The following is a 21,080-nucleotide window of genomic DNA, read 5'->3' as shown; positions in this document are numbered from 1 at the left end:
TTCTCCTATTGCAAGCTGCGTACATCAACGATTCGTCCTCCCCTAACCCCGAGGGTTCTAGCCCACTCTCCCGGGTCATTAGAAGTGCCCAAAGCGGCGGTTTCTCGGATTTCCTCTAAGGCAGCCCATTCAACATGAGCCCAGCTCAAGCCGCTAACTGCCTTGCGTCCTTGCAAAGAGTCTTTAATAGCTGCTTTCTTTGCCCGTTCAACAATAGAGGCAATCATTGCCCCTGAAAGCAAGGACGCCGCATAAATGATTTCGCGTCCCCCATCTTCATAGGCGACCTCGTAAAGCTGGGTACGACTAGATTCCTCCCCCAGCAGCGCCACCAGTTTCTCGCGAAGCTGCTGGCGGGTGCTGCTTGGCGAAGTTTCTTCACCGCTTTGCAGCGGAACCGAGTCCCCTAAATGGATATCAAAGATTTCTCCCGCCTGAACCAGATGGGGGCGGCCAATCCGTACCCGCACATCCAGTCGGCCCGGACGCAGCACCGCCGGGTCAATCATGTCCTCACGGTTGGAAGCCCCAATAACAATCACATTAGATAGGGTGTCTACCCCGTCAATTTCTGCGAGCAGCTGCGGAACAATCATCGTTTCCACATCGGAAGAAATACCAGATCCGCGGGTGCGGAAAAGCGCTTCCATTTCGTCAAAGAAAACAACTACCGGATGCTCATTGCTGGCAAGCTGACGCGCCCTCGAAAAAATAGCGCGAATCTGCCGTTCAGTTTCTCCCACAAACTTAGAGAGCAACTCGGGCCCTTTAATCGACAAAAAATAGGAAGATTTTCCATTAGCGCTGCTCCCCAGGGAAGTGGCTACCGCTTTCGCGATTAGAGTTTTCCCGCAACCAGGCGGTCCATATAGCAAAATACCTTTCGGGGCGCGAAGTCCATATTGGTGGTAAAGCTCCGGGTGGAGAAACGGCAATTCCACCGCGTCCCGGATAGTTTCAATCTGCTTGTCCAATCCCCCAATTTGGCGATAGGAAACATTGGGGATTTGGGGAGCTAAGAGCTGTTCGACTTCTCCTCTTTGAATCTTTTGGATGCCTATCCGGCTGCGAGGGGTAAGCAGAATTGAATCTCCCACCTGAAGCGCTCCCCTTAAGGGTGCGGCCAGTGGCACCACCTCGGTATCAGTATTACTTAACTGCACCAAGGCACGCCCATTAGGCAGAACCTCTCTTACCTGCGCCAAAGTGCCGCTAGTGGGGTAAGACAGGATTTTAGTGACCACCATTTCCGCATTTACCAGCACCTCTAAACCTACTTGCAGCTGGGCGGGGTTAATCTGCGGATGCAGCGGAAGCACCATCGGTTTACCACTCAGAAAAACCCTAACTTCGCCCTTAACAATCGGCGCTTGTGCCACTAGCGCCACAGTTGCTGGAGGTTTAGCTAAAAGCGACAATTGTTGATGCAGCTGCACTACCTGATCGCGAGCCGCAGTCAAAGCTGAGGAAAGTCGCTGATTCTTCCCCTTAAGGGAAGTAACTTCCCTTTTCAGCGCCTGTATATCTTCAGCGCTATCCCTAGGCATTATTTTCCTTTCCCCCAAAGCCTCTCCAGGCTATAAAAAACCCGTAAATCATCATAAATACGCTGTTTAATACCTTAAGAGGGCGCGTGCGAACTAGAAGCCGGTTCCGGGGGTGGGCAATCGTCCTCACCCTGGTTTCCCCGCACCCAATAATCGGCGCGCCTAACCACATCGCGGCGCACCCGGCGGGTTTTACGTTCAGAAGGTCGGCGCTGCCCCAGCTCAACCTCTGACCAGTTAGCTTCCGCTCCCCACTGCCCACCATTTATTTTGGCTTCTTTTGGGGTAGAACCAAGTTTTTTCGGACGTCTACTACCCGCAGATAAACTGCGGGTAGTAACTAAAAACCCGGTGTGACCAACCATGTGATGTTCAGGACGCAGCGCTAGACCCTCGGTATGCCACAGACGCTGCATAGTTTCCTCACTTTGAGTAAACCCGAAACCCCCATGTTCCCTTAGGGACTCTACCAGGGTAGACATCTGGGTAACGGTGGTTACATAGCAACAAAGCACCCCACCGGGAACCAATATTTGATGCAAAATATCCAGATATTGCCAAGGATCTAACAAATCAATGACTGCCCGATCAAAATAGTGCTTTCCGTAAAGGCTCACTAAATCTAGCTGCCCGAGCCTGCCGCGCTGAAGCTGCCAAGCCGGGTGAGAGGTACCAAACCACAAATCCACATTTGCCTGGGCAATGTCGGCAAAATCTTCCCGTGCCTCCAGCGAAACTAGCTGACCGCTATCTCCAATCATCTCCAGCAAAGAAATACTGAGAGCCCCCGAACCAGCCCCACATTCAAAAACGTGAGCACCAGCAAATATATCCGCAGATTGGAGAATTTGAGCCGCGTCTTTCGGGTAAATAATCGCCGCCCCTCGCGGCATGGATAAGGTGTAATCCAAACGGCGAGGACGGAAAGCTAAAAACTCCCGCCCCTCCCGGGAGCGAACCAGGCTCCCCTCTTCACGTCCTATTAACTGCGCCAGGGAAAATGAGGCTTTAGCGGTGTTAAACCAACCTTTCTCGGTGATAGTGACTGTATATAAATCCCCCGCCGCTCCTTGCAGCTGTACCCGATCTCCGAGGCGGAAAACCCCTCGCGAACGGCTGGGGGTTGTCCCCTCAGCTACAGAATGAGGGATTTTGCCGCCCTCTGCTGGTAGTTTAAAGCTCATTTTCCCTATTCTATCTGTTATTAACTATCCAGACCGCGCGCCAGAACGTCCTAGAATAAGGGTATGACTTCCGCTGATCACTCCGCCGCCCTCTCACCCTCTCGTATCGGTACTTTCCGCAACTGTCCCTTGCAGTTCCGATTCCAAGTGATAGATAAACTTCCCGCCAAAGAAAGCCCGGTGCGCCGGCGAGGAACCTTGGTTCATTCAGTTCTAGAAAATCTGTTTGACCTGCCCGCAAAGGAACGCAGATTTGAAAGCGCTGACCAGAAGATTTATGAAATCTGGGAGGACACTATAGATGAAAATCCCGAGCTGTATGCCGAACTATTTAAGGGTGACAAAAGCGAAGAAAATCAATTCCTAGAATCTTGTCGCGAGCTGCTTGCCAACTATTTTTTAATGGAAAACCCCGATAGGTTGAACCCGGCTCACCGGGAAAAATACTTGCGGGTAACCAATAAAGACCATCTGAGGCTGCATGGATATATCGACCGGGTAGATATATCCCCCACCGGGTTGGTACGGATTGTGGACTACAAAACCGGCAAAGCACCCGCCGAACGCTATATCGGTCCCTACCAGTTTCAAATCCGTTTTTACGCGCTAATCTGGTATTTAACCCAAGGAGACTTACCGGCTCGCCTCCAATTGTTATTCCTCAAAGACCGGCAGGTTTACACCTATACCCCCACGATTGCAGATATAGATGCCACCAACGCGGAAATATTGGCTGTATGGGAACAGATTTCTTCCCAAGCGCGCTCCGGGGATTTTCCACCGCGTCGCTCGCCCCTTTGTAACTGGTGTGACTACCGGGCACACTGTCCACTCCTGGGGGCAAACCCGCCCGAAATCTCTGAAGAGGGCGTCCAAAAACTATTATCTACGCAGGTAAACTGACGCTAGCTAGTATCTAAGGACGCAGGGCTGCTTTAAGCTAACAAGCGCTGCACATCGCTTAGCGTCATTTGACCTACCGAGCTAAAACGCGCCGCCTCAATTCCGCTAACTTCCCGTTGCCCTACCAAAGCCAGGCGTGCCCCCGCGTCTTTTCCAGCTTTCAGTCCGGGAGTAGAATCTTCCACCACTAAACACTCATTTATCGGCACTCCCAGTCGTTTAGCTGCGAGCAGATAGGGATCTCCGAACGGTTTTTGCCGGATACCGGGTTCAGAACCAGTCACCATGATGCTCAAGGAACCTTTCGGGGCGCTACGACACACATCCTGAACCAAAATGTCATAGGAAGCCGAAACCAAGGCAGTAGCGATATTTGCCGATGCCAACTCGCCTAATAACGACTTGGCTCCCTCTATCCAAGGTATCCCCTGAGTAACATAGAACTGGTGCATTGCCGAGACCATCATCTCAATCACCGCCTGCGGCGTTAATGGCAGATTCTTGCGTTGAATCATAATACAGGCACTATCAAACAGTGAGTTACCAGTTAAAGCCTGCCCGTCCTCTACACTCCATTCCTGATTGAAACCCGCAACAATCTGTGCTTCTGCACGATGCCACAGCGGTTCGGAATCAATCAAGGTTCCGTCCATATCAAAAAGAACCGCGCCCATAGCTGAAAAATCCCCGTATTTGCTTATGCCAATGCCGATAAAGCGCCAGTAGCCAGCGCCACAGCAACCCCGATACCCAAAAGCAGACGATAAATAACGAAAGGCGTAAAGGTTTTGGTTTCCAAAAGACGCATAAACCAAACAATAACCGCATATCCCACCGCGAAAGCAACTACGGTAGCAAGAATGGTTGCGCCCCAACCGGCAGGATTATTCCCTACTGATTTAGCGGCCTCGAAAAACCCGGAAGCGAAAACCGCCGGCATCGCCAGCAGAAACGAATAGCGGGCCGCCGCCACCCGAGTAAAGCCCATTAGCCTACCAGCAGTAATAGTCCCACCGGAACGGGAAACTCCCGGGATTAAGGCTAGGGCTTGCGCGAAACCAAAAAGGATAGCTTGCAGCCACGACAGATGCTCTAAAGTTTTTTCTTTCTTGCCGTAGCGATCCGCTGCCCCCAAAATTAAAGCAAATATGACCAGCATAGAAACCGTAATCCACATATTGCGAAGCTGGCTTTCGATAAAATCTTGACCTAGCAACCCTAAAATGCCAATCGGGAGGGAGCCTACAATAATCATCCACCCCATGCGCACATCAGAATCAGCTTGAGTTACCCCGCTACGCTTTGGGACGAAAGCTTGAAACCATTTACAAACTATCCGGCTGATATCTTTCCAAAAATAGATAAGAACTGCGCTTTCTGTACCGATTTGGGTAATCGCGGTGAAGGCTGCGCCAGGATCATCACCAAATAATGCCCCTACAATCCTAAGATGCGCCGAGGAAGAAATCGGCAAAAACTCGGTTAAACCTTGAACTAGCCCCATAATTATGGCTTCAAAAATACCCACGTCCACCAAGCCTATAGCCTAGAGACTAAATAGTGGCAGCCACTGTGGGTGTTTTCTCTCACCCCTGGCAGTTTTCGGCAAAAATCGGGGTATTTAGCAACATTGTTTGGGCAGCAAAATCCCTTAAGCCACCGGTTATCCCTATAAAAATCAGCTCGGTAGCTAACAGTTTTTAAGTTTAGTCGCCGTGCCTAAAACATCTAAGACTGATTCCCCTTAACCTGGGGATATGGAAAAGAGAAGACTAGGACGTACCGGACTGATGGTTTCCACCCTGGGGCTTGGCACCCTGACCTGGGGACGAGACACCGATTTTGAGCAAGCAAGTCAGCAGCTTCAAATGTTCCTAGATGCCGGGGGCAACCTGATTGATACCGCCGCCACCTATGGTGAGGGCGAGTCAGAAAAACTCATCGGCAATCTCCTTGAGGAGAAATTTTCCCGCGATGATTTGGTTATTTGTTCAAAGGCAGGGGTGCGACCAGGAGATCCTCCCAGTGTTGATGCCTCCCGCGCAAATTTATTGCGCGGACTAGATCAATCCTTAGAGCGTTTAGGAGTCTCTTATCTTGATGTTTGGTTTGTACACCACTATGACCCGTTTGTGCGGGTAGAGGAAACCCTTACCGCTCTGGAGATGGCACTGCGTTCTGGGCGTGCCCGCTACGTAGGGGTGTCTAACTATCCGGCCTGGGCAATGGCAGAACTGGCAGTATTGCTGGGGCAAGACCGCTACGAGGTTGCTGCTGTCCAAGGGGAATACTCTTTACTTAATCGTCAAGTTGAGGACGAGATTCTGCCGGCAAGCACTCATTTTGATTCTGGTTTTATCGCTTGGTCACCGTTAGGGCGAGGAGTATTGACCGGTAAATATCAAACCAGCGTTCCCCCCGATTCGCGGGCTGCGTCTCAGCATTTACAAGGCTTCGTTGCCCCCTACCTCTCAAAAGAGTACGAACCGATAACCCAAGCGGTATTAGCCGGGGCTGAGGGACTAGAATGGGAGCCCCTAAAATTGGCCTTAGCCTGGGTAAAGGACGCACCGGGAGTTACCAGCGCATTGACCGGAGCACGTAGCGCTGGGCAATTTGCGGCGGTACTTAAAGCAGCTGATGCCCATGTTCCTCACCAAATCCGGGTGGCACTTGATGAGGTTAGTGCCTAAGCCAAAGCAGATAACTGGCGAACTTGAAATAATAGCGGAAACTTCTAAAGCAAGAGCCAGGAAGGGTTAGCGGGAAGGCGCGGTAAGCTAAGCGCGGTAAAGCTAACTAATCTTCGTTTTCCTCGTCCTCTTCGTCAAAGTCGTAGTCTTCAAGGAGGGCTGCTTCAGCTTCATCTAGCTGTTTATCCGAGTCGTCTTCGTCCTCGTAGTCGTATTCTTCATCATCAAAATCTGAGTCATAGTCATCAGATTCTTCATCATCTAAAACTCGGTTAATATGTTCGAAAAGAGTGTCGGAATCAATATCTTCGTATTCAAACACATCTAGGGGAAGATCACAGCCAAGCTGCGAATAGAGCGCTTCATCATAGGTAGAAAAGGCTGATTCTAATGCCTGGCTCGCTTTAGCTACCTGTGGGTCAGAATCTGGGTCAGCTGCTCGCCGGGCAGCTTCTAAATGCGCTTGCAACGCTGCAACAAAACTATCAAAGGTCACCTGTAAATGGTCAGCCACGATAGACTACCCCCTTAGCTTCTATACAACCTTCCTGCTTAGGGTAGGTGAAGTTGCCCGCGAATCATGGTTACCATCAAATCGGTACCCTTGATTTCGGCGGTTTCTTCCGGTCCAACAATCCTAGTTGTACCGTCCGGATCAACCAGCTGTGAGGCCCCGCCATCAGGACCTAACGGCAAAATGACCCACTCCTTACCCGGAGCATAGGTTGTCGAAGGAGTACGCCCCGATAGCTGATCGCGAATATTCGCGATTACCACGCGGGCGTGAGCGCGGGCAGCATCTGCGCGCTTTGATTCTGGCACATCGGTGATGTCACCAACTGCATAGACATTCTCCATGTCTTTAACCCGCAGATGTTCATCTACCATAACGGTGCCATTAGCATGCATAACCTGGGAATAGGATCCGTGTAGGTAGCCGGAGGACGTTTGAGCGCCATAGCACAAGAACCACATATCGGCTTCTACGGATTGTCCCGCGAGGGTTTCCACCTGGAATGTGGAAAGCATACCCACATCGGTGGGAGGCATATAGGCCAAAGGCGCGCCGAGTACCAGTTCAATACCGCGTGCTTCTAGTTGCTTGGTCATGGTTTCGCGCAAAGAATCTAAATATCCAGGAGTGCCCAGGATATAGGGTTCTTTATCCACCATAATGATTTTCATATTGGGGTAGGTGGAGGTTAGCTCGCCCGCGAATTCTACGCCGACAGTACCCGCTCCGACCAGCATTACTCGTTTGGCACGCGCTAAGTTATCGCGCGTTTGATCAAGACGAGCCTTTGCAACCGAAGCTTGGGAAACCATGTGTTTTGCAGGGAATGGGTAGGTAGTTCCGGTTGCTAACACCAGAAAATCAGCTTCGATAGGGTCATGTCCAGCTACATAAACCGTGCGACCATCAACGCGCATACAGGTTCCGTGAACGACCTGCCCCCGTTCAAGTAGCCGGCTGTAGGGCATAAATACGGTGTGTCCCCATACGGAGTCTACTGCCGCCCTGAGCGCGGCGGCGTGATGAACAAACTGGTCTTTCTGTTCGACCAACGTGACATCGGCTACGTCATCTAGCCCACCCGCTACGGTTATACCACCATAACCGCCGCCAATGACTACTACTTTAGCCACGTTACCTCCCTTTGCCCGCTTCAAGTATCCCCATGAAGCAGATGCGAGCCGGATTAGACCGTAACCTGTCAGATGCCACCCTACCGGCAGCAAGACAAGAGGTTAGCAATCTAAAAATCATTCCTTCGGTTTTAGTCTATCTTACGCTATCAAAAAGAAATATTCTTTTGGTCTTAATCCTACTAGGGAATCTGGTGTTTTAGCGCCTTTTTGATGTCAGGAGGAAAAAAATTCTCGCCCTTTAGAACTTTTCCGTCCTCACGGTAAATCGGTTTGCCCGCGCCATCTAGCTTTGACAGGTTGGAAGCCTGCACTTCCCGAAGTACCGCTGGCAGTGAAATCCCACATTCAAGCGCCATTCCATAAATAACGTAGGTAAGGTCAGCCAGAGCATCCGCGGCCTCGATAGTGTCGCGAGTATTGTCATCAGGTAGGGAAGAAATAGCCTCCTCTAGGAGGGCGCGAGCCTTATCCCCATAGACAGCCCCGGTTAATTCACACACTTCCTCAAAAATGAGACGCATCCGCATATGAACCCGCTCGTGATTTATACTGGCCGGCCCGTGCTGAATCGGCAGTCCGTAAACCTCGTGGAATTGGCGCACCAAATCCTCGGGGCGGTGCGAATCAGGCAGGTTTAGCCCCAAGTTAGCCGCATTCGCTGAGGTTCGTTCTTCGTCCTCGTTAATCAAAATTATCCCTTTCTTTATTATTTCCCGAAAGCAAAATGTCCGTAAGCTCTTCCACAGACTTAACCCAGGTAGCTCCCGGGAACTCCGCGGCGGTTCCAGCGCCCCAAGAAACCCCGATTACCTCAATGCCGACATTCTTTGCAGCCCGATAATCGTCCTGGCGATCTCCAACCAGCACTGTCTTTTCCAGCTGGGAAGTATTGCCCAGCTGGGACAGGGCATAGCGAATAACCCCTTCTTTGCCGCGCCGAGTTAGCGGATTAGCAACATCACTAGGATTTTCAGCGCTAGTGCCGGGGGTTTCCCTGGTTCCGGCAATCACATCCAGGTAGGGACTTATCCCACTAGCGCGAGCTATCTCGATTACCAGTTCCTCAAGTTTAGAGGACGCAATCGCCGTTTTTAGACCTGCCGAGTGCAGTTGCGCAAGCATTTTTTTAATCCCCGCAAAGAGCGGAGTCTGCCTCATCCGAGGACGGTAAAAACGCCTGTATATTTCAACAGCTTCATCAAGTCGGTCTTCTTCTAAATCTAGATAGGTTTTAAATCCTAGACGCAGCGGCGGACCTACGAACCGTTTTAGCTGCTGAGGGCTTTGACTGGGAAGATTATAGTGGGAAATAACTTCTCTAATTCCCTGGGTAATAAGGGGAACCGAATCGGTCAAAGTACCGTCCATATCGAACACCACAGTGTCGAAAGTATGCTTTTCCATCCGCTTTTCCGTTTCTATCCCGAGGTAAATAGCTCTAGAACGTGACTCCCTGCCCTATTGTAGGCATTTTTGTGCTTACGCAATTCACAAAGGCTCAGTAAAGCGCTTTTCCATATAGTGTCCCAGCTCATATTTTAGGTTTCATTTTTCATGCAAGCTACAAGGTGTGCTAATCTCTCTGGTGTCCTTGAGCGCGGGTGGCGGAATCGGTAGACGCGCTAGCTTGAGGTGCTAGTGACCAACTTAACGGTCGTGAGGGTTCAAGTCCCTTCCCGCGCACTTTTGGGGTGACCCGAGACAGGTTTCGTTATCTATATCTATTGCGGATGTTTATAAATATCGGTTTTAGTTCAAAATCAGTATTTTCTATTGGTAAAAAATCTCTTAACTAACCTAGAGTAGTTTTATGCATATTGCTAGCGGAGTGAATGCGTAATGTTTGGCATCAGTGGTAGCGAGTTCTTGGTACTGGCGGTGATTGCCGCTTTGGTTTTAGGACCGAAAAATGTTGCGCAAGCTCTGACAGGGCTACGACATTTATTAGCCTCTATACAAGCCTGGTCAGCAAAAATGCGACGGGAGTCTTCTGGAGACTTTAGCGCACTCACCCCTGAAGATTTAGAAAACCTAAAAATGCTGCGCAATATCAATTTTTCTCGCTACAACCCCAAGCAAATGATTCGTCAAACCATACAGGAAGAACTAGATGCCTGGGCACAAGCTGCTAGCGATTCCGGGCAAGCCCTAAAAAATAGCGTCTCCCCAAAACCAGGAGACACCGTTGAAGGAGCTGATTACTCTAAGTAAGCAATCCTGGTTTTAGGTCTTGCCCCTGCTTAAAGCGCTACCCCCGCCTCTAGGTCTCTAGAGCTAATCCACCTAAAAAGAGGGAGGAAAGCGGATAGATAGCCGGTAATAACCAGCCTTGGTGGGCGATACTGGACTCGAACCAGCGACCTCTTCCGTGTCAAGGAAACGCGCTAACCAGCTGCGCCAATCGCCCGAGGTGGGTACGGGATTCGAACCCGTGTACACGGCTTTGCAGGCCGCTGCCTAACCACTCGACCAACCCACCATAATCAAAGAGCGCCGCGCTTGGCGACGCCCTTTAAAACGAGCGGATGACGAGACTCGAACTCGCGACCCTCACCTTGGCAAGGTGATGCTCTACCAACTGAGCTACATCCGCGTTGCGTATGAAAGTATATCTATAAAGACCTTAGATTTGCCAAACTGGCTTTGCGTGGGGCTGCTCACAGCCGCCCTTACCTTGGATTATTCACCTATTATCATTCAATACCGGCTGAGCCTGGGAGAAACTACCGTAGTGAAACTGCACGCGGGAAAAAGAACCTAGTTTGATATTCTGCAATTGTCCGTATGAAAACTCGTTTTAAAGGAGAACGCGCTTGTTCCAAACATTAAATGCAATCTTTGCTCAGAGCAGTACGCACACAATCATTATCGTCCTTGTTCTTCTCCTGCTGGTCTGCCTATTGTTCTCAGCTATTTTCATCGTTAAGCAACAAACCGAAGCCATAATCGAGCGGTTCGGAAAATTCAAACGAGTTTGCAGCCCTGGGCTTCATATCAAAATCCCAGTTATTGACCGAATCGCAAAGAAAGTAGAACGGAGAATCCAGCAACTTGATTTGGTGGTGGAAACCAAAACCAAAGACAACGTGTTTGTGTCTATTCCGGTATCAGTACAGTTCCAGGTGCAAGATTCGGCGGCCTCGTTCTATTCCTTATCCAACCCTAACCAACAGATTACTTCCTACGTTTTCGACCGGGTACGTTCCTCCCTCTCCCAGCTGAACTTAGATGAAGCATTTTCCTCTAAAGACACGATTGCCCAAGAGATTGAGATTTCTTTGGGAGAGCAGATGGCACGTTACGGATTCAAAATCGTAAACTCACTGGTTACCGACATAAATCCCGATCAACGGGTTCGGGAATCTATGAACTCTATCAACGCGGCACAGCGTGAACGGGAAGCGGCTATCCAACTAGCAGAAGCCGATAAAATCAAACTGGTTAAACAAGCAGAAGCGGACGCCGAATCGAAACGTCTCCAAGGTGAAGGAATCGCCCTACAAAGGCGCGCTATCGTAGAAGGCTTGGTTGAACAGTACGAATCTTTGCGCGATGCCGGCATTGGGGATCAGGCACAGCAAATCCTGTTAATGACGCAATACTTCGACACCTTGGCTGAGGTCGCAAAATACTCCAAGTCCCAAACCTTGATGTTGCCCTCCAATCCAAATGGAGTTACTAACACTATGGAAGAAATCCGTAACTCCCTAGTAGCAGGCATAAAAGCTGCTGGTCAAGGGGAATAATGCCGGATATTACCTAAAAAATTCACAGTTAGCGGGAGGTTTGGCTATAGACCTCCTGCTAGCTGCCAAGAACCCGCTAGCACTAAAACTACCGATATAAAAGCAAGGAAAGGACGCATCCACAGTTTCCAGGCTTCTAGGGGTTCAGCAACTATTGCCACCTTATCGCCCCCGCCTATACCAGCTGCTTTACTGGATGCTTTCCCACTCGCTTTTGTTTTCAGGCGCTCCCAAGCAGGTTTAACTAGATAGGTTTCAGCGGCATTTACTGAACAGTCATCCTCCAAATTTGAAGAATCGGTAAAACCCAGTCCCACAACCGGTTTCTTTTTAGAACTTGCCGGAGCTATCGCCCCCGCTTCAGTTACTGCGACTTGGGGAGCAAACGAAGATGGTCGTTTACTACCCGCAGGAGACGCCCCGAAAAGTGAGGGCTTTTCCGTCTGAATGACCAGGGGATTACCCGCCCTATGCAATAGCGAATTTTTCCCCCTCAAAGCGCCAGGATTCCCCCTTGGGTCAGGAAGTGCTTTTTTAGCTTCAGAAAACGGGCTATTACTAGGTTTAGCGGGCACAAAGGAGAAAGTTTTGGGTATAGCAGCTGGCTCTAAAAGGTTTGCGGCATCTTTTTCAAGCGCACCCTGAGCGGGTAAATCCTGGAGATTCTCCCGTAATCTTGGCGAAGAACTATCACCCACCAAAACAGTAGAGTCTAAAACGTTAGCAGTGCTTTCTTTCCGAGCAGAACCCGATGCCAAAAACATAGACTTTTCTATCTCCCTGCCCTTGGAAGGAGGTTTCGCAATTGCGTCCTCGCCTCCTCCCTTTCCAGTTCTTAAAACTGGTCGCAGCAGCCAGTTCTTTCCTTGCGCGTCTTCTATGAGATGCGGACAGGGAAAATGCGGTTTTCCGCTCGGCACTATCTGTTGCAAAATCGATAAGGCATTAGTATCGACGGAAATGGCAAGCCATTGTCTGCCCGATTTATCCGTCCTAATTTCTTGTTCCCTAACTTTGGGGTTAGCGGCATTTTTGAGTATGCATCTAGTTTCCATACCCTCACCCCAGCAGATTCGATTCCTGCTGTCACCTTGTTTTCCACAGGCTCCAGTAGCGCTCACAGCAATCAGTGCCTGGGGATTACTTCGCTAATACCAGAATTCCCAATTTTTTCGATAGGCTTAGACCATCATGACTACACAAAATAACCCGCAGAAAAAGAAACACTGGTGGAATAACCTCGCGGACATTTACCGCGTAACTAAACGTTCCTATTCCTGGATTGGCTGGGCACTGCTCGCCATAATTGTGTCAGTACCCCTAATAGTGCTGGTAATCTGTCTAATCAGCTCACTAAGCGTCGGTCGCACCATTTTTTATATGGTTATCGCCCTGTCGCTGGGAATGCTGCTAGCTACTACCCTGCTCACCCGGCTAGCTAATAGCGCCATGTACAAACAGCTAGAGGGAGTAAAAGGCAACGTTTATGCGATTTTACGTTCCATTAAACGCGGCTGGATTGTAGAGGAAGAACCGGTAGCCTTTAACCGTAAACAAGACCTGGTATATCGATTAGTAGGCAGACCGGGTATCGTATTAATTTCGGAAGGCCCCTCCTCGCGTGCCAGTGAACTGCTAAATGAGCAAGAACGCAAATGCCACCGGGTAGCCCCCTCCGTACCGATTCATAAAGTCCAATCCGGCTCGGGCAAAAACCAAGTTCCTCTAGCTAAACTGCTAAAAACTATTAATCGCCTAAAGAAAGAAATCAGTAAGGACGAAGTGCCGGTCGTTGCCCAAAGGCTTCAATCCTTACAGAACAAGGCATATCGCCTACCTGGTGGGGTTGATCCGGCAAAAACTAAGATAAACCGGAGAATGCTGCGCGGAAAATAAGCTAAATAGGCTTTTCGCGCGAAATTAATAGTCGCATATCTGCCCGCTAAATCAAGAACTGAAAAACTGGGCAGCCCCAACTGGTCTTACCTATTTTCCAGGCGTTTTGGGGCTGCCCAGCAGTTTATCCAATAGTTCTTTTGAAGTTCGCAGCTGCGTAAGGTTCTCATCTACCTGCCACTGCTCTACCGGACGCGAAGACCAAATCCGAGCAGAAAAGCGCCCCGGCTCGCCCTCGAAAACAGATAAAGACGCATTAGAAACCGGTTTCGTAGCCGCAAGGGCAAAAGTAACCTCCGGGGTATTCATATAAGCCCAGTAACGAATAATAGCCCCGTGCGCAATAACTAGCGCACAGCCATCACTAGCTACCTGCTGCGCGACCTTAGCAATTACCCGATTAAAGCGAGTCAAAGTTTGAACACCGGTTTGTGCCCCCTCCATTTGTAAATCGGTCTGCCCCTGCATCCAGGAGCCAATCGTGCGCACATATTTCTCAACCGATTCCATATCGGTAGCCATTTCCAAGTGCCCCGCCTGAATCTCGTTCGCATCTGCACTTTCCACGTGGACAAGACCGAAACGTTCTTCAAAGGGTAACGCACTTTGATGGGTGCGAATCAGATTAGAAGTCACAATAAGTTGAGGGTCTGGCAGACCGAGTTCTCCCCAAGTCTTTACTGCTGCTTGCACCTGCTTTTGTCCCGCCGCATTAAGTGGGAAACCTGGTTCGGCAGTATCAAGCGCACCAGTAATATTGGCGTTAGTTTGCCCATGACGCATTAACACCAGTTTCATAACCGCTCCTTTACGAGTTGTAAAACACTCTTTCCATTACCGCGCGAGCCCGGCGCGCCCGGCGTAAATAATCTTCCCGTAAATCATTTTCGGTTCCCGGACAATATCCGAGCAGCCGAGCCAAAGCATGAGCATATCCGGCTGCCGTAGGTAAATAATCAAGTTTATTGCCACTGATACGGTTAGTTACCAGCACATTACCGCAGCGAACTCGGCACGCCATCATCCAAGCATCCCGCAAATAAGAACCGGCAGACTCAGATATTAAACCTTGCGCCCTGGCTGCTTCTAGTGCCTGTAAAGTACCGGTTACCTGCAAGCTGGGACAAGAAGCTGCATTTTGTAACTGTAATAATTGGGCAATCCACTCCACATCACTAAGCCCTCCCGGACCGAGTTTCACATGCAAAGAAGCGTCTTGCCCTCCCGGAACCCGTTCATTTTCCATACGTGCCTTGAGTAGGCGAATCTGCCGAATGCCACCCTCGTCTATTGCCGTTCCGTAGCGAATCGGATTAATAATTTTGGTGAAACTATCCATTAAATCCCGATCCCCGCAAAATACCCGAGCTCGCAGCAAGGCTTGCAACTCCCAGGGCTCAGCCCAACGTTCATAATAGTCACGCAAAGCATCCAAAGAACGAGATAAAGCCCCATCAGCTCCCTCGGGGCGCAGCGAATAATCAACTTTTAAACTGGGAGAAGTAGATGAGCGATTCATCTCCTCTTGCAAACGGGTAGCAAACAAAGCGGCAATTCTAGCAGCCTCCGGAGCAGGAAGTTTAGCATTTGACCGCAAGACAGTGGGAGATTCCCCCGGGGTCAAAATAGGAGCCAAAGTAGAAGTCACCGCCCCCTGGCTACTCCAACGTGAATCAATCAGAGGGGAATGAACCACCAAAAGATCAGCATCTGAGGCATAGGCGCATTCGCGTCCTCCCCCGCGCCCCATCGCCACCAGGGCAATGCGAGGTAATAGCTTTTCTTTCTCCGCCAGCTCTCGCAAAATAACTTCACTAGCGCTAGCAATAGTGGCATCGTTAATGTCAGTAATCGCTGCCTGGGAAGAAATCGGATCTAGACAATCCACAACATCTCTAAGGGCGCAACGCAACAACTCCCGTCCCCGAGCTTGCCTAATCCGATCAATAGCCTCACCAGTAGTTTGGTGACGGCGCGAAAGCGCCTCCATCTCGGTGAAAAGCTGGCTAAAAGTGCGCGGAGTGAGCTTTTCATCATCGTCTAGCCACTGCACCGCTTCCGGAACATGTTCCAGACGCTCGGCAATATAAGGACTGAGCGACAAAATGATACACAAGCGGTGGGCAACCCGGGAAGAATCACGCAAAAGGCGCATATACCAGTGAGATTCCCCAATAGATTCCGAAAGACGGCGAAAACGTAGTAACCCGGCATCAGGAGAAGGACCTTCCGCCAACCAACCAAGTAACACCGGCAAAATGTGTCGTTGGATTTGGCTACGTCGCGAAACCCCACCGGTGAGCGCTCCAATATGCCCCAGAGCGCCCCGCGGATCTAGATAACCGGCAAGCCGTAGACGATCGGTGGCCGCTTGCGGATTCAAAGCAGCTTCCTCTTTAGATAAACCAGCAGTTGCCGGCAGCAAAGGGCGATAAAAAATATCTTGCTGCAAAGCACGTATTTGCGGTTTCAACTTTTCCCAATACTTGCTAAGTTGCCCCCGTTTACCGAAGCGGTCTATTCCCAAAGACCTGCCTACCCGGCGTTCATCCTGGGGGTTTTGAGGAAATAAATGGGTACGGCTCATTCTCTGCATCTGCATTCGATGCTCTACAACCCGCAAGAAACGATAGGCATCTGCTAGCTTGCGCGCAGAATCCCTGCCGATATATCCCCCCTGCGCTAAAGCATCTAAGGCTTGCAAAGTGGGGCGAACCCGTAGGCTCTCATCAGTTCTCCCATGAACCATTTGCATCAGCTGCACCGAGAACTCGATATCTCGCAGCCCGCCAGGCCCTAATTTTATTTCCCGACCAGCAGTTTCGGCAGGAATAGAGTCTTCAACCCGCCGTCTCATAGCTCGAGTGTCGGTAAAAAAGCCCTCCCGTTCGACGGCACTCCACACCATTGGCCACACCGTGTCGATATAGGCTTTCCCCACTCTTTTATCCCCGGCGGCCGCTCTAGCTTTCAGTAGTGCCTGAAACTCCCAGGTCTTAGCCCATTTTTTATAGTATTTTTCGTGGGCAGCTACCGTGCGACAAGTAGCCCCATCCTGCCCCTCGGGACGCAACGCTAAATCGATTGGCCACAGTGGCATCTCGATTCCCGGGCCGCAACAGGCAGCCGAAATCCCAATCGCCATACGAGACGCAACCCTAAGCGCTTCATCCTCACCCAGATTGCTGCAAGCAGCCGGTTCGGCAACATAAATCAGGTCAATATCACTGTGATAGTTAAGCTCCCCCGCCCCGGTTTTCCCCAGGGCAATCACCGCAAAATCTACCTCTCCTTGCGAATCATATTGGCTACGCGAAAGCGCCAGAGCCCCCTCTAAGGTAGCGTCAGTAAGAGCGGCAAGTTTAGCGGCAACCACTGAAAAGAAAGCTAACGGGTCGGGGTGTAGCGCGTCCTCGGCAACAATCTGTAATAGCTGAAAGCGATAAGCCCGCCGCAAATCATTAAGGTCGCATTGCGTCGCCACCCAAGTATCTTCCCGGATTTCTCTAGCCCCAACCGCGCGCAAAATATATTCCCGGGCAGTCTCGCGGAACCGAGACACCATAGCAAGCTCTTGCTCTACCAGGTAACGTTCCCCGTCCCAGTAACTCTGCAAGGATTTGACTTGAAGTTTCTCTAGCAGCGAGGGGTGCGCAATCAGGTAGTCTGCACAATACCTAGATAAACCACATAAAGCAATAATTAGGGAAAGCTGCTGAGGGTTATCACCCAAGAGACTTTTCGCTGAATCTACTGCCTCGAAAAGGTTCATTAAACAAAGTAATACCTGGTCAGGTTGCGCACAGGCAGCCAGGTCATGCCAGAAATCTTCGCGCTCGACTAGAGGAGCCAATCCGTTGCTAGCAAGCCACTTTTCAGCGCGTTCGACCTCGCTGACCCCGCTAGCTCGCAGCCTTGAGGCTAAAGTAACTTCCCTGACCATGCCTGCCCGCTTTACACCCGCAAGAACTTTGCCAACTCTCCGCGAGTTATCTGCGCCGAGTATTCACGCCATTCCCGCTCTTTATTTCGCAGTACATACGCGTAAACTTCCTCCCCCAGTACCTTCGCCATAAACTCAGATTGACGCAGTTCCCCGATGGCTTCCTCTAAAGTTAAAGGCAAAGCCGGGATTCCCTGGGCGCGTCGTTCCGCGTCCGAAAGCCGCCACACATCATCTTCTGCTTCTAAAGGAAGCTTCATCTCTTTTTCAATCCCGTCTAACCCGGCAGCTAGCAGACAGGCACAAGCCAAATAAGGGTTAGCGGCCGGATCGGTTGCGCGATACTCGATACGGGCATCACCAGCCTTTTCAGGTTTATATAGGGGCACGCGCACCAGGGCTGAACGGTTATTATGCCCCCAACAGATATAGGAGGGCGCCTCTGATCCTCCCCACAAACGCTTATAGGAATTAACGTGTTGATTCACTATCCCCGAGTACTCGCGAGCATGAGCAAGCAAACCGGCCGTAAAGGCTTGCCCAGTATCGGAAAGCTGATAAATATCGCTGCCCGCGTTATAAAAAGCGTTTTCTTCGCCCTCGAATAAAGACATATGGATATGCATTCCACTGCCCGCCTGACCAGCCATCGGCTTTGGCATAAAGGTAGCCAGCAGGTTTTCTTGCATCGCGATTTCTTCAATCAGAATCCTAAAAGTCATGATGTTATCGGAACCGGTGAGCGCATCACAGGCACGCAAGTCAATTTCGTTTTGTCCCGGACCGTTTTCATGATGGGAAAACTCGACCGAAATCCCCATTTCTTCCAGCATCGCCACTGCCCGCCGCCTAAACGAGTTATCCCCGCCGTTTGGTACATGATCAAAATAGGAGGCATTATCGATAGGACGCAGGGGCTCATCTAACGAAGTGAGCGGTTTAAACAGGTAAAACTCTATTTCCGGGTGAATGCGAAAGGTAAATCCCAAATCGGCGGCGCGCTCAAGTTGGCGTTCTAATACCCGGCGCGGATCTGAGCGAGCAGGGCGCAAATCAGGGGTATAAACATCGCAAAACATTCTTCCGACTTCACCATCGTCCCCGCGCCAAGGCAAGATTTGGAAGGTAGAGGCATCAGGGCGTAGCAACATATCAGATTCGTAAACCCGGGTAAATCCCTCGATAGCGGAACCATCGAACCCGATACCCTCTATAAAGGCATCCTCAAGTTCTGCCGGATCAATCGCTACCGATTTTAACGAGCCAGACACATCGGTAAACCACAGGCGTATGAACTTTACGCCAAGTTCAGCAATTTTTTGTAATACATCCTCTTGTGCTGAATCCATTATTTTTAACCTTTTCGTTTGCTATTTACTAGGTTTATTTCCGGCTGGATTTTTATATTTGACACTGTGATTATCTCTTCACCGAGCGTGCGCCCACCAGCGGTTATTATCTCCACGTCCACATTTTAAAGGCAAGGAGAATGCTTTAGAAAGCTGCTCACTGGTCAGCACCTCATCTATTGCACCCGAATCGATGATTCTTCCCGCTTTCATCAGGGCTGCCCGGTTAAAAGAAGCTGGGATTTCCTCTAAATGATGCGTGACCATCACAATTTGGGGAGATTTTGGATCGGAACTGAGTTCATCTAGGGCGCATAGCAAAAGCTCGCGAGCCTGTAAATCAACTCCAGCTACCGGTTCATCTAATATCAAGATTTCTGGGTCTGCCATCAAAGCCCGAGCAATCAAAACCCGCCCTCTTTCCCCATCAGAAAGAGTAGATAGACAGCGATCTTGGAGATTATCTACTCCAAATAGTTCCATCAAATTAGCGCGGCGCTGATAATCAATGTCCTCGAAATCGTGATTGCGTCCCCGGACTATAGTGCCGTAAGCAGCCGATAGAATCAGTGCCTTTACCGTTTGTTGTCCGGGAATCAGACGCAAAACATCAGAAGAGCAATACCCTACCCGTTCATGTAACTCTTGTACCGGCACGTTACCTAAGGGATGCCCCAAGATTTTTGCTGTCCCCCGCGAGGGATAGTTACGAGCTGCCAAAATAGAAACCAAAGAGGTTTTGCCCGCCCCATTAGGGCCTAGGATTACCCAGTTTTCGCCCTCTTCAGTCTGAAAGGAAACATCATCAAGTATCTGATTTCCCCCACGCATAAAATTCACGTGTTTTAATCGCAGCAGAGTATCCATAACCTAATCTTAACTATTGGAGGAAGTAATTCAGGGGCAAGGGCGAGCAGCTTCCCCAAAGGCTCGCCCTACTTAAAACCGTCCCGCAGCTGAAAACTACAAAAGCGAACGATAAAGCGCTACGGTTTTATCGGCTACCGATTGCCAAGAAAACTTCTGCTCTACTCGAAGCCGTCCCGCTTTACCCATTTGTTTTGCCCGATCTGGGTGCTCAATCAAATCTGTGATTCTCTCGGCCATATCTCGGTGGAACTTAGCGGGATTAGTGGGAGTACCGCTGCCATCAGTTAGCTGGTCAATAGGCACTAAATATCCGGTCTCGCCCTCGGCAATACAATCCGGAATCCCCCCGGTAGCGGTTCCCACTACCGGAAGTTCCATGGCGGCGGCCTCTAAATTGACAATCCCCATTGGCTCGTAAATCGAAGGGGTGACGAAAACATCCGCGGAGGACAAAATATGTACCAAATCATCGTGTGGCATCATGTTTTCAATCCACACTATCCCCGAACGTTGCCCACTAAGCTGGTCTACCAGCTGCCGCACCTCTTTTTCTATCTCTTTAGTATCCGGCGCACCCGCGCAAAGCACTACTTGGGTGCTAGCCGGAATCTGTTTCACTGCCTGTAAAAAGTGAGGTAGCCCCTTTTGTCTGGTTATCCGACCTACAAATACCACAGTAGGTAAATCCGGGTCGATGCCGTATTTAGTTAGGGTGTGGGAAACCAGCTGAGAATCACTCGGCAACTGCCAGTCCGCCAAATCCAGTCCATTATGGATTACATGCACCTTATCGGGGTCTATCTGCGGGTAGGAGCGCAAAATATCATCCTTCATCCCATGAGAAACCCCGATTACCGCATCCGCCGCCAGATAGGCAGTCTTTTCTGCCCAGGAGGAGAGGTTATAGCCGCCCCCTAATTGTTCCCGTTTCCAAGGACGCAGCGGCTCTAAGGAATGAGCGGTCACCACATGCGGGATTTCATAGAGATTTTTTGCCCAATGACCAGCCATATTGGCATACCAGGTATGGGAATGCACCAGGTCAGCCTGGTCGCAATGCTGCGCCATCTGCAAATCAATCCCCAAGGTTCTAAGCGCCGGATTAGCGCCCTCTTGCTCGGAGCAATACTCGTATCCTTTAACTATTATTTTCTGCTCATCTGCCGGACGCGCTCCCTCAAAACAATGCACCCCCACTTCGATTCGTTCAGCTAGCACTTTCGCTAGCTCAGTAACGTGAACACCAGCCCCTCCATAGACATGAGGGGGATACTCGCGACTTAGCAAATCGACACGCAT

19 protein-coding genes and 4 tRNA genes are annotated in these 21,080 nt (G+C 50.3%); 6 read left to right on the top strand and 17 right to left on the bottom strand.

Annotation, left to right across the window (positions count from 1 at the left end; all coding sequences use genetic code 11):
- Positions 1 to 5: 5 nt before the first annotated feature.
- Entirely contained in the window at positions 6 to 1,547 is a 1,542-nt protein-coding gene (gene arc / locus PG728_RS02745; protein ID WP_270625634.1) for a proteasome ATPase, read from the bottom strand.
- Between the two features lie 74 nt (positions 1,548 to 1,621).
- On the bottom strand, positions 1,622 to 2,731 hold the full coding sequence (locus PG728_RS02740; RefSeq protein ID WP_270625632.1) for a tRNA (adenine-N1)-methyltransferase: 1,110 nt from the start codon (positions 2,729 to 2,731) through the stop codon (positions 1,622 to 1,624).
- Between the two features lie 63 nt (positions 2,732 to 2,794).
- Here PG728_RS02740 and PG728_RS02735 point away from each other — a divergent pair, with 63 nt between their 5' ends.
- Positions 2,795 to 3,634, top strand: coding sequence for a RecB family exonuclease (locus PG728_RS02735; RefSeq protein WP_270625631.1), 840 nt, complete (start codon positions 2,795 to 2,797; stop codon positions 3,632 to 3,634).
- A 32-nt stretch (positions 3,635 to 3,666) separates the two neighbouring features.
- On the opposite strand, the gene PG728_RS02730 is transcribed toward PG728_RS02735, so the two are convergent.
- A complete protein-coding gene (locus tag PG728_RS02730) occupies positions 3,667 to 4,308 on the bottom strand; it encodes an HAD family hydrolase (RefSeq protein WP_270625628.1) in 642 nt (213 codons plus the stop codon).
- Between the two features lie 23 nt (positions 4,309 to 4,331).
- Positions 4,332 to 5,162, bottom strand: a complete 831-nt coding sequence (locus tag PG728_RS02725) for an undecaprenyl-diphosphate phosphatase (protein WP_270625675.1) — start codon at positions 5,160 to 5,162, stop codon at positions 4,332 to 4,334.
- Between the two features lie 229 nt (positions 5,163 to 5,391).
- Here PG728_RS02725 and PG728_RS02720 point away from each other — a divergent pair, with 229 nt between their 5' ends.
- On the top strand, positions 5,392 to 6,327 hold the full coding sequence (locus PG728_RS02720) for an aldo/keto reductase (RefSeq protein WP_072509450.1): 936 nt from the start codon (positions 5,392 to 5,394) through the stop codon (positions 6,325 to 6,327).
- A gap of 106 nt (positions 6,328 to 6,433) precedes the next feature.
- Here the strand turns inward: PG728_RS02720 and PG728_RS02715 are convergent, their stop codons facing one another.
- The 4 genes from PG728_RS02715 to PG728_RS02700 form a co-directional block, all read right to left on the bottom strand.
- Positions 6,434 to 6,841: a hypothetical protein gene (locus PG728_RS02715; protein WP_079985834.1), complete on the bottom strand. Its 408-nt coding sequence runs from the start codon at positions 6,839 to 6,841 to the stop codon at positions 6,434 to 6,436.
- Between the two features lie 38 nt (positions 6,842 to 6,879).
- Positions 6,880 to 7,974, bottom strand: a complete 1,095-nt coding sequence (locus PG728_RS02710; protein ID WP_270625626.1) for an FAD-dependent oxidoreductase — start codon at positions 7,972 to 7,974, stop codon at positions 6,880 to 6,882.
- A gap of 182 nt (positions 7,975 to 8,156) precedes the next feature.
- On the bottom strand, positions 8,157 to 8,666 hold the full coding sequence (locus tag PG728_RS02705; protein WP_270625624.1) for a nucleoside triphosphate pyrophosphohydrolase family protein: 510 nt from the start codon (positions 8,664 to 8,666) through the stop codon (positions 8,157 to 8,159).
- Positions 8,659 to 9,381 carry an HAD family hydrolase gene (locus PG728_RS02700; RefSeq protein WP_270625623.1) on the bottom strand — a complete coding sequence of 241 codons (723 nt, stop codon included), beginning with the start codon at positions 9,379 to 9,381 and terminating at the stop codon, positions 8,659 to 8,661. The genes PG728_RS02705 and PG728_RS02700 overlap by 8 nt, the downstream gene beginning before the upstream one ends.
- 191 nt (positions 9,382 to 9,572) lie before the next feature.
- On the opposite strand from PG728_RS02700, the gene PG728_RS02695 reads away from it, so the two are divergent.
- Positions 9,573 to 9,660, top strand: a tRNA-Leu gene (locus PG728_RS02695).
- 156 nt (positions 9,661 to 9,816) lie between these two features.
- Positions 9,817 to 10,188 carry a Sec-independent protein translocase family protein gene (locus tag PG728_RS02690; protein ID WP_270625622.1) on the top strand — a complete coding sequence of 124 codons (372 nt, stop codon included), beginning with the start codon at positions 9,817 to 9,819 and terminating at the stop codon, positions 10,186 to 10,188.
- A 119-nt stretch (positions 10,189 to 10,307) separates the two neighbouring features.
- On the opposite strand, the gene PG728_RS02685 is transcribed toward PG728_RS02690, so the two are convergent.
- The 3 genes from PG728_RS02685 to PG728_RS02675 form a co-directional block, all read right to left on the bottom strand.
- A tRNA-Val gene (locus PG728_RS02685) sits at positions 10,308 to 10,384 on the bottom strand.
- A gap of 1 nt (position 10,385) precedes the next feature.
- A tRNA-Cys gene (locus PG728_RS02680) sits at positions 10,386 to 10,456 on the bottom strand.
- A 41-nt stretch (positions 10,457 to 10,497) separates the two neighbouring features.
- Positions 10,498 to 10,570 (bottom strand) — tRNA-Gly (locus PG728_RS02675).
- Positions 10,571 to 10,790: 220 nt separating this feature from the next.
- Between PG728_RS02675 and PG728_RS02670 the strand changes: the two genes are divergently transcribed.
- Entirely contained in the window at positions 10,791 to 11,723 is a 933-nt protein-coding gene (locus PG728_RS02670) for an SPFH domain-containing protein (RefSeq protein ID WP_079985832.1), read from the top strand.
- A gap of 44 nt (positions 11,724 to 11,767) precedes the next feature.
- Here the strand turns inward: PG728_RS02670 and PG728_RS02665 are convergent, their stop codons facing one another.
- Positions 11,768 to 12,778, bottom strand: a complete 1,011-nt coding sequence (locus PG728_RS02665) for a hypothetical protein (RefSeq protein WP_270625621.1) — start codon at positions 12,776 to 12,778, stop codon at positions 11,768 to 11,770.
- Between the two features lie 136 nt (positions 12,779 to 12,914).
- On the opposite strand from PG728_RS02665, the gene PG728_RS02660 reads away from it, so the two are divergent.
- Positions 12,915 to 13,619: a DUF4191 domain-containing protein gene (locus PG728_RS02660; RefSeq protein WP_072509445.1), complete on the top strand. Its 705-nt coding sequence runs from the start codon at positions 12,915 to 12,917 to the stop codon at positions 13,617 to 13,619.
- Positions 13,620 to 13,709: 90 nt separating this feature from the next.
- Here PG728_RS02660 and PG728_RS02655 read toward each other — a convergent pair whose 3' ends face one another.
- The 5 genes from PG728_RS02655 to glgA all read right to left on the bottom strand — a co-directional run bounded on the left by PG728_RS02655 (position 13,710) and on the right by glgA (position 21,080).
- A complete protein-coding gene (locus tag PG728_RS02655; RefSeq protein WP_270625620.1) occupies positions 13,710 to 14,417 on the bottom strand; it encodes a histidine phosphatase family protein in 708 nt (235 codons plus the stop codon).
- 10 nt (positions 14,418 to 14,427) lie between these two features.
- Complete coding sequence (locus PG728_RS02650; protein ID WP_270625619.1) at positions 14,428 to 17,562, bottom strand: bifunctional [glutamine synthetase] adenylyltransferase/[glutamine synthetase]-adenylyl-L-tyrosine phosphorylase; 3,135 nt, start codon at positions 17,560 to 17,562, stop codon at positions 14,428 to 14,430.
- 11 nt (positions 17,563 to 17,573) lie between these two features.
- Positions 17,574 to 18,911 (bottom strand): glutamine synthetase family protein, encoded by a 1,338-nt coding sequence (locus tag PG728_RS02645; RefSeq protein WP_072509442.1) that lies wholly within the window; start codon positions 18,909 to 18,911, stop codon positions 17,574 to 17,576.
- Positions 18,912 to 18,989: 78 nt separating this feature from the next.
- Entirely contained in the window at positions 18,990 to 19,778 is a 789-nt protein-coding gene (locus tag PG728_RS02640; RefSeq protein WP_072509441.1) for an ABC transporter ATP-binding protein, read from the bottom strand.
- Positions 19,779 to 19,874: 96 nt separating this feature from the next.
- On the bottom strand, positions 19,875 to 21,080 hold the full coding sequence (glgA, locus tag PG728_RS02635; RefSeq protein WP_072509440.1) for a glycogen synthase: 1,206 nt from the start codon (positions 21,078 to 21,080) through the stop codon (positions 19,875 to 19,877).

This window comes from Varibaculum timonense (genome assembly GCF_027694345.1).
Lineage (GTDB): Bacteria > Actinomycetota > Actinomycetes > Actinomycetales > Actinomycetaceae > Varibaculum > Varibaculum timonense_A.
The sequence above is the reverse complement of the archived record's forward strand: the minus strand, read 5'-3'. Positions and strand labels throughout refer to the sequence as shown.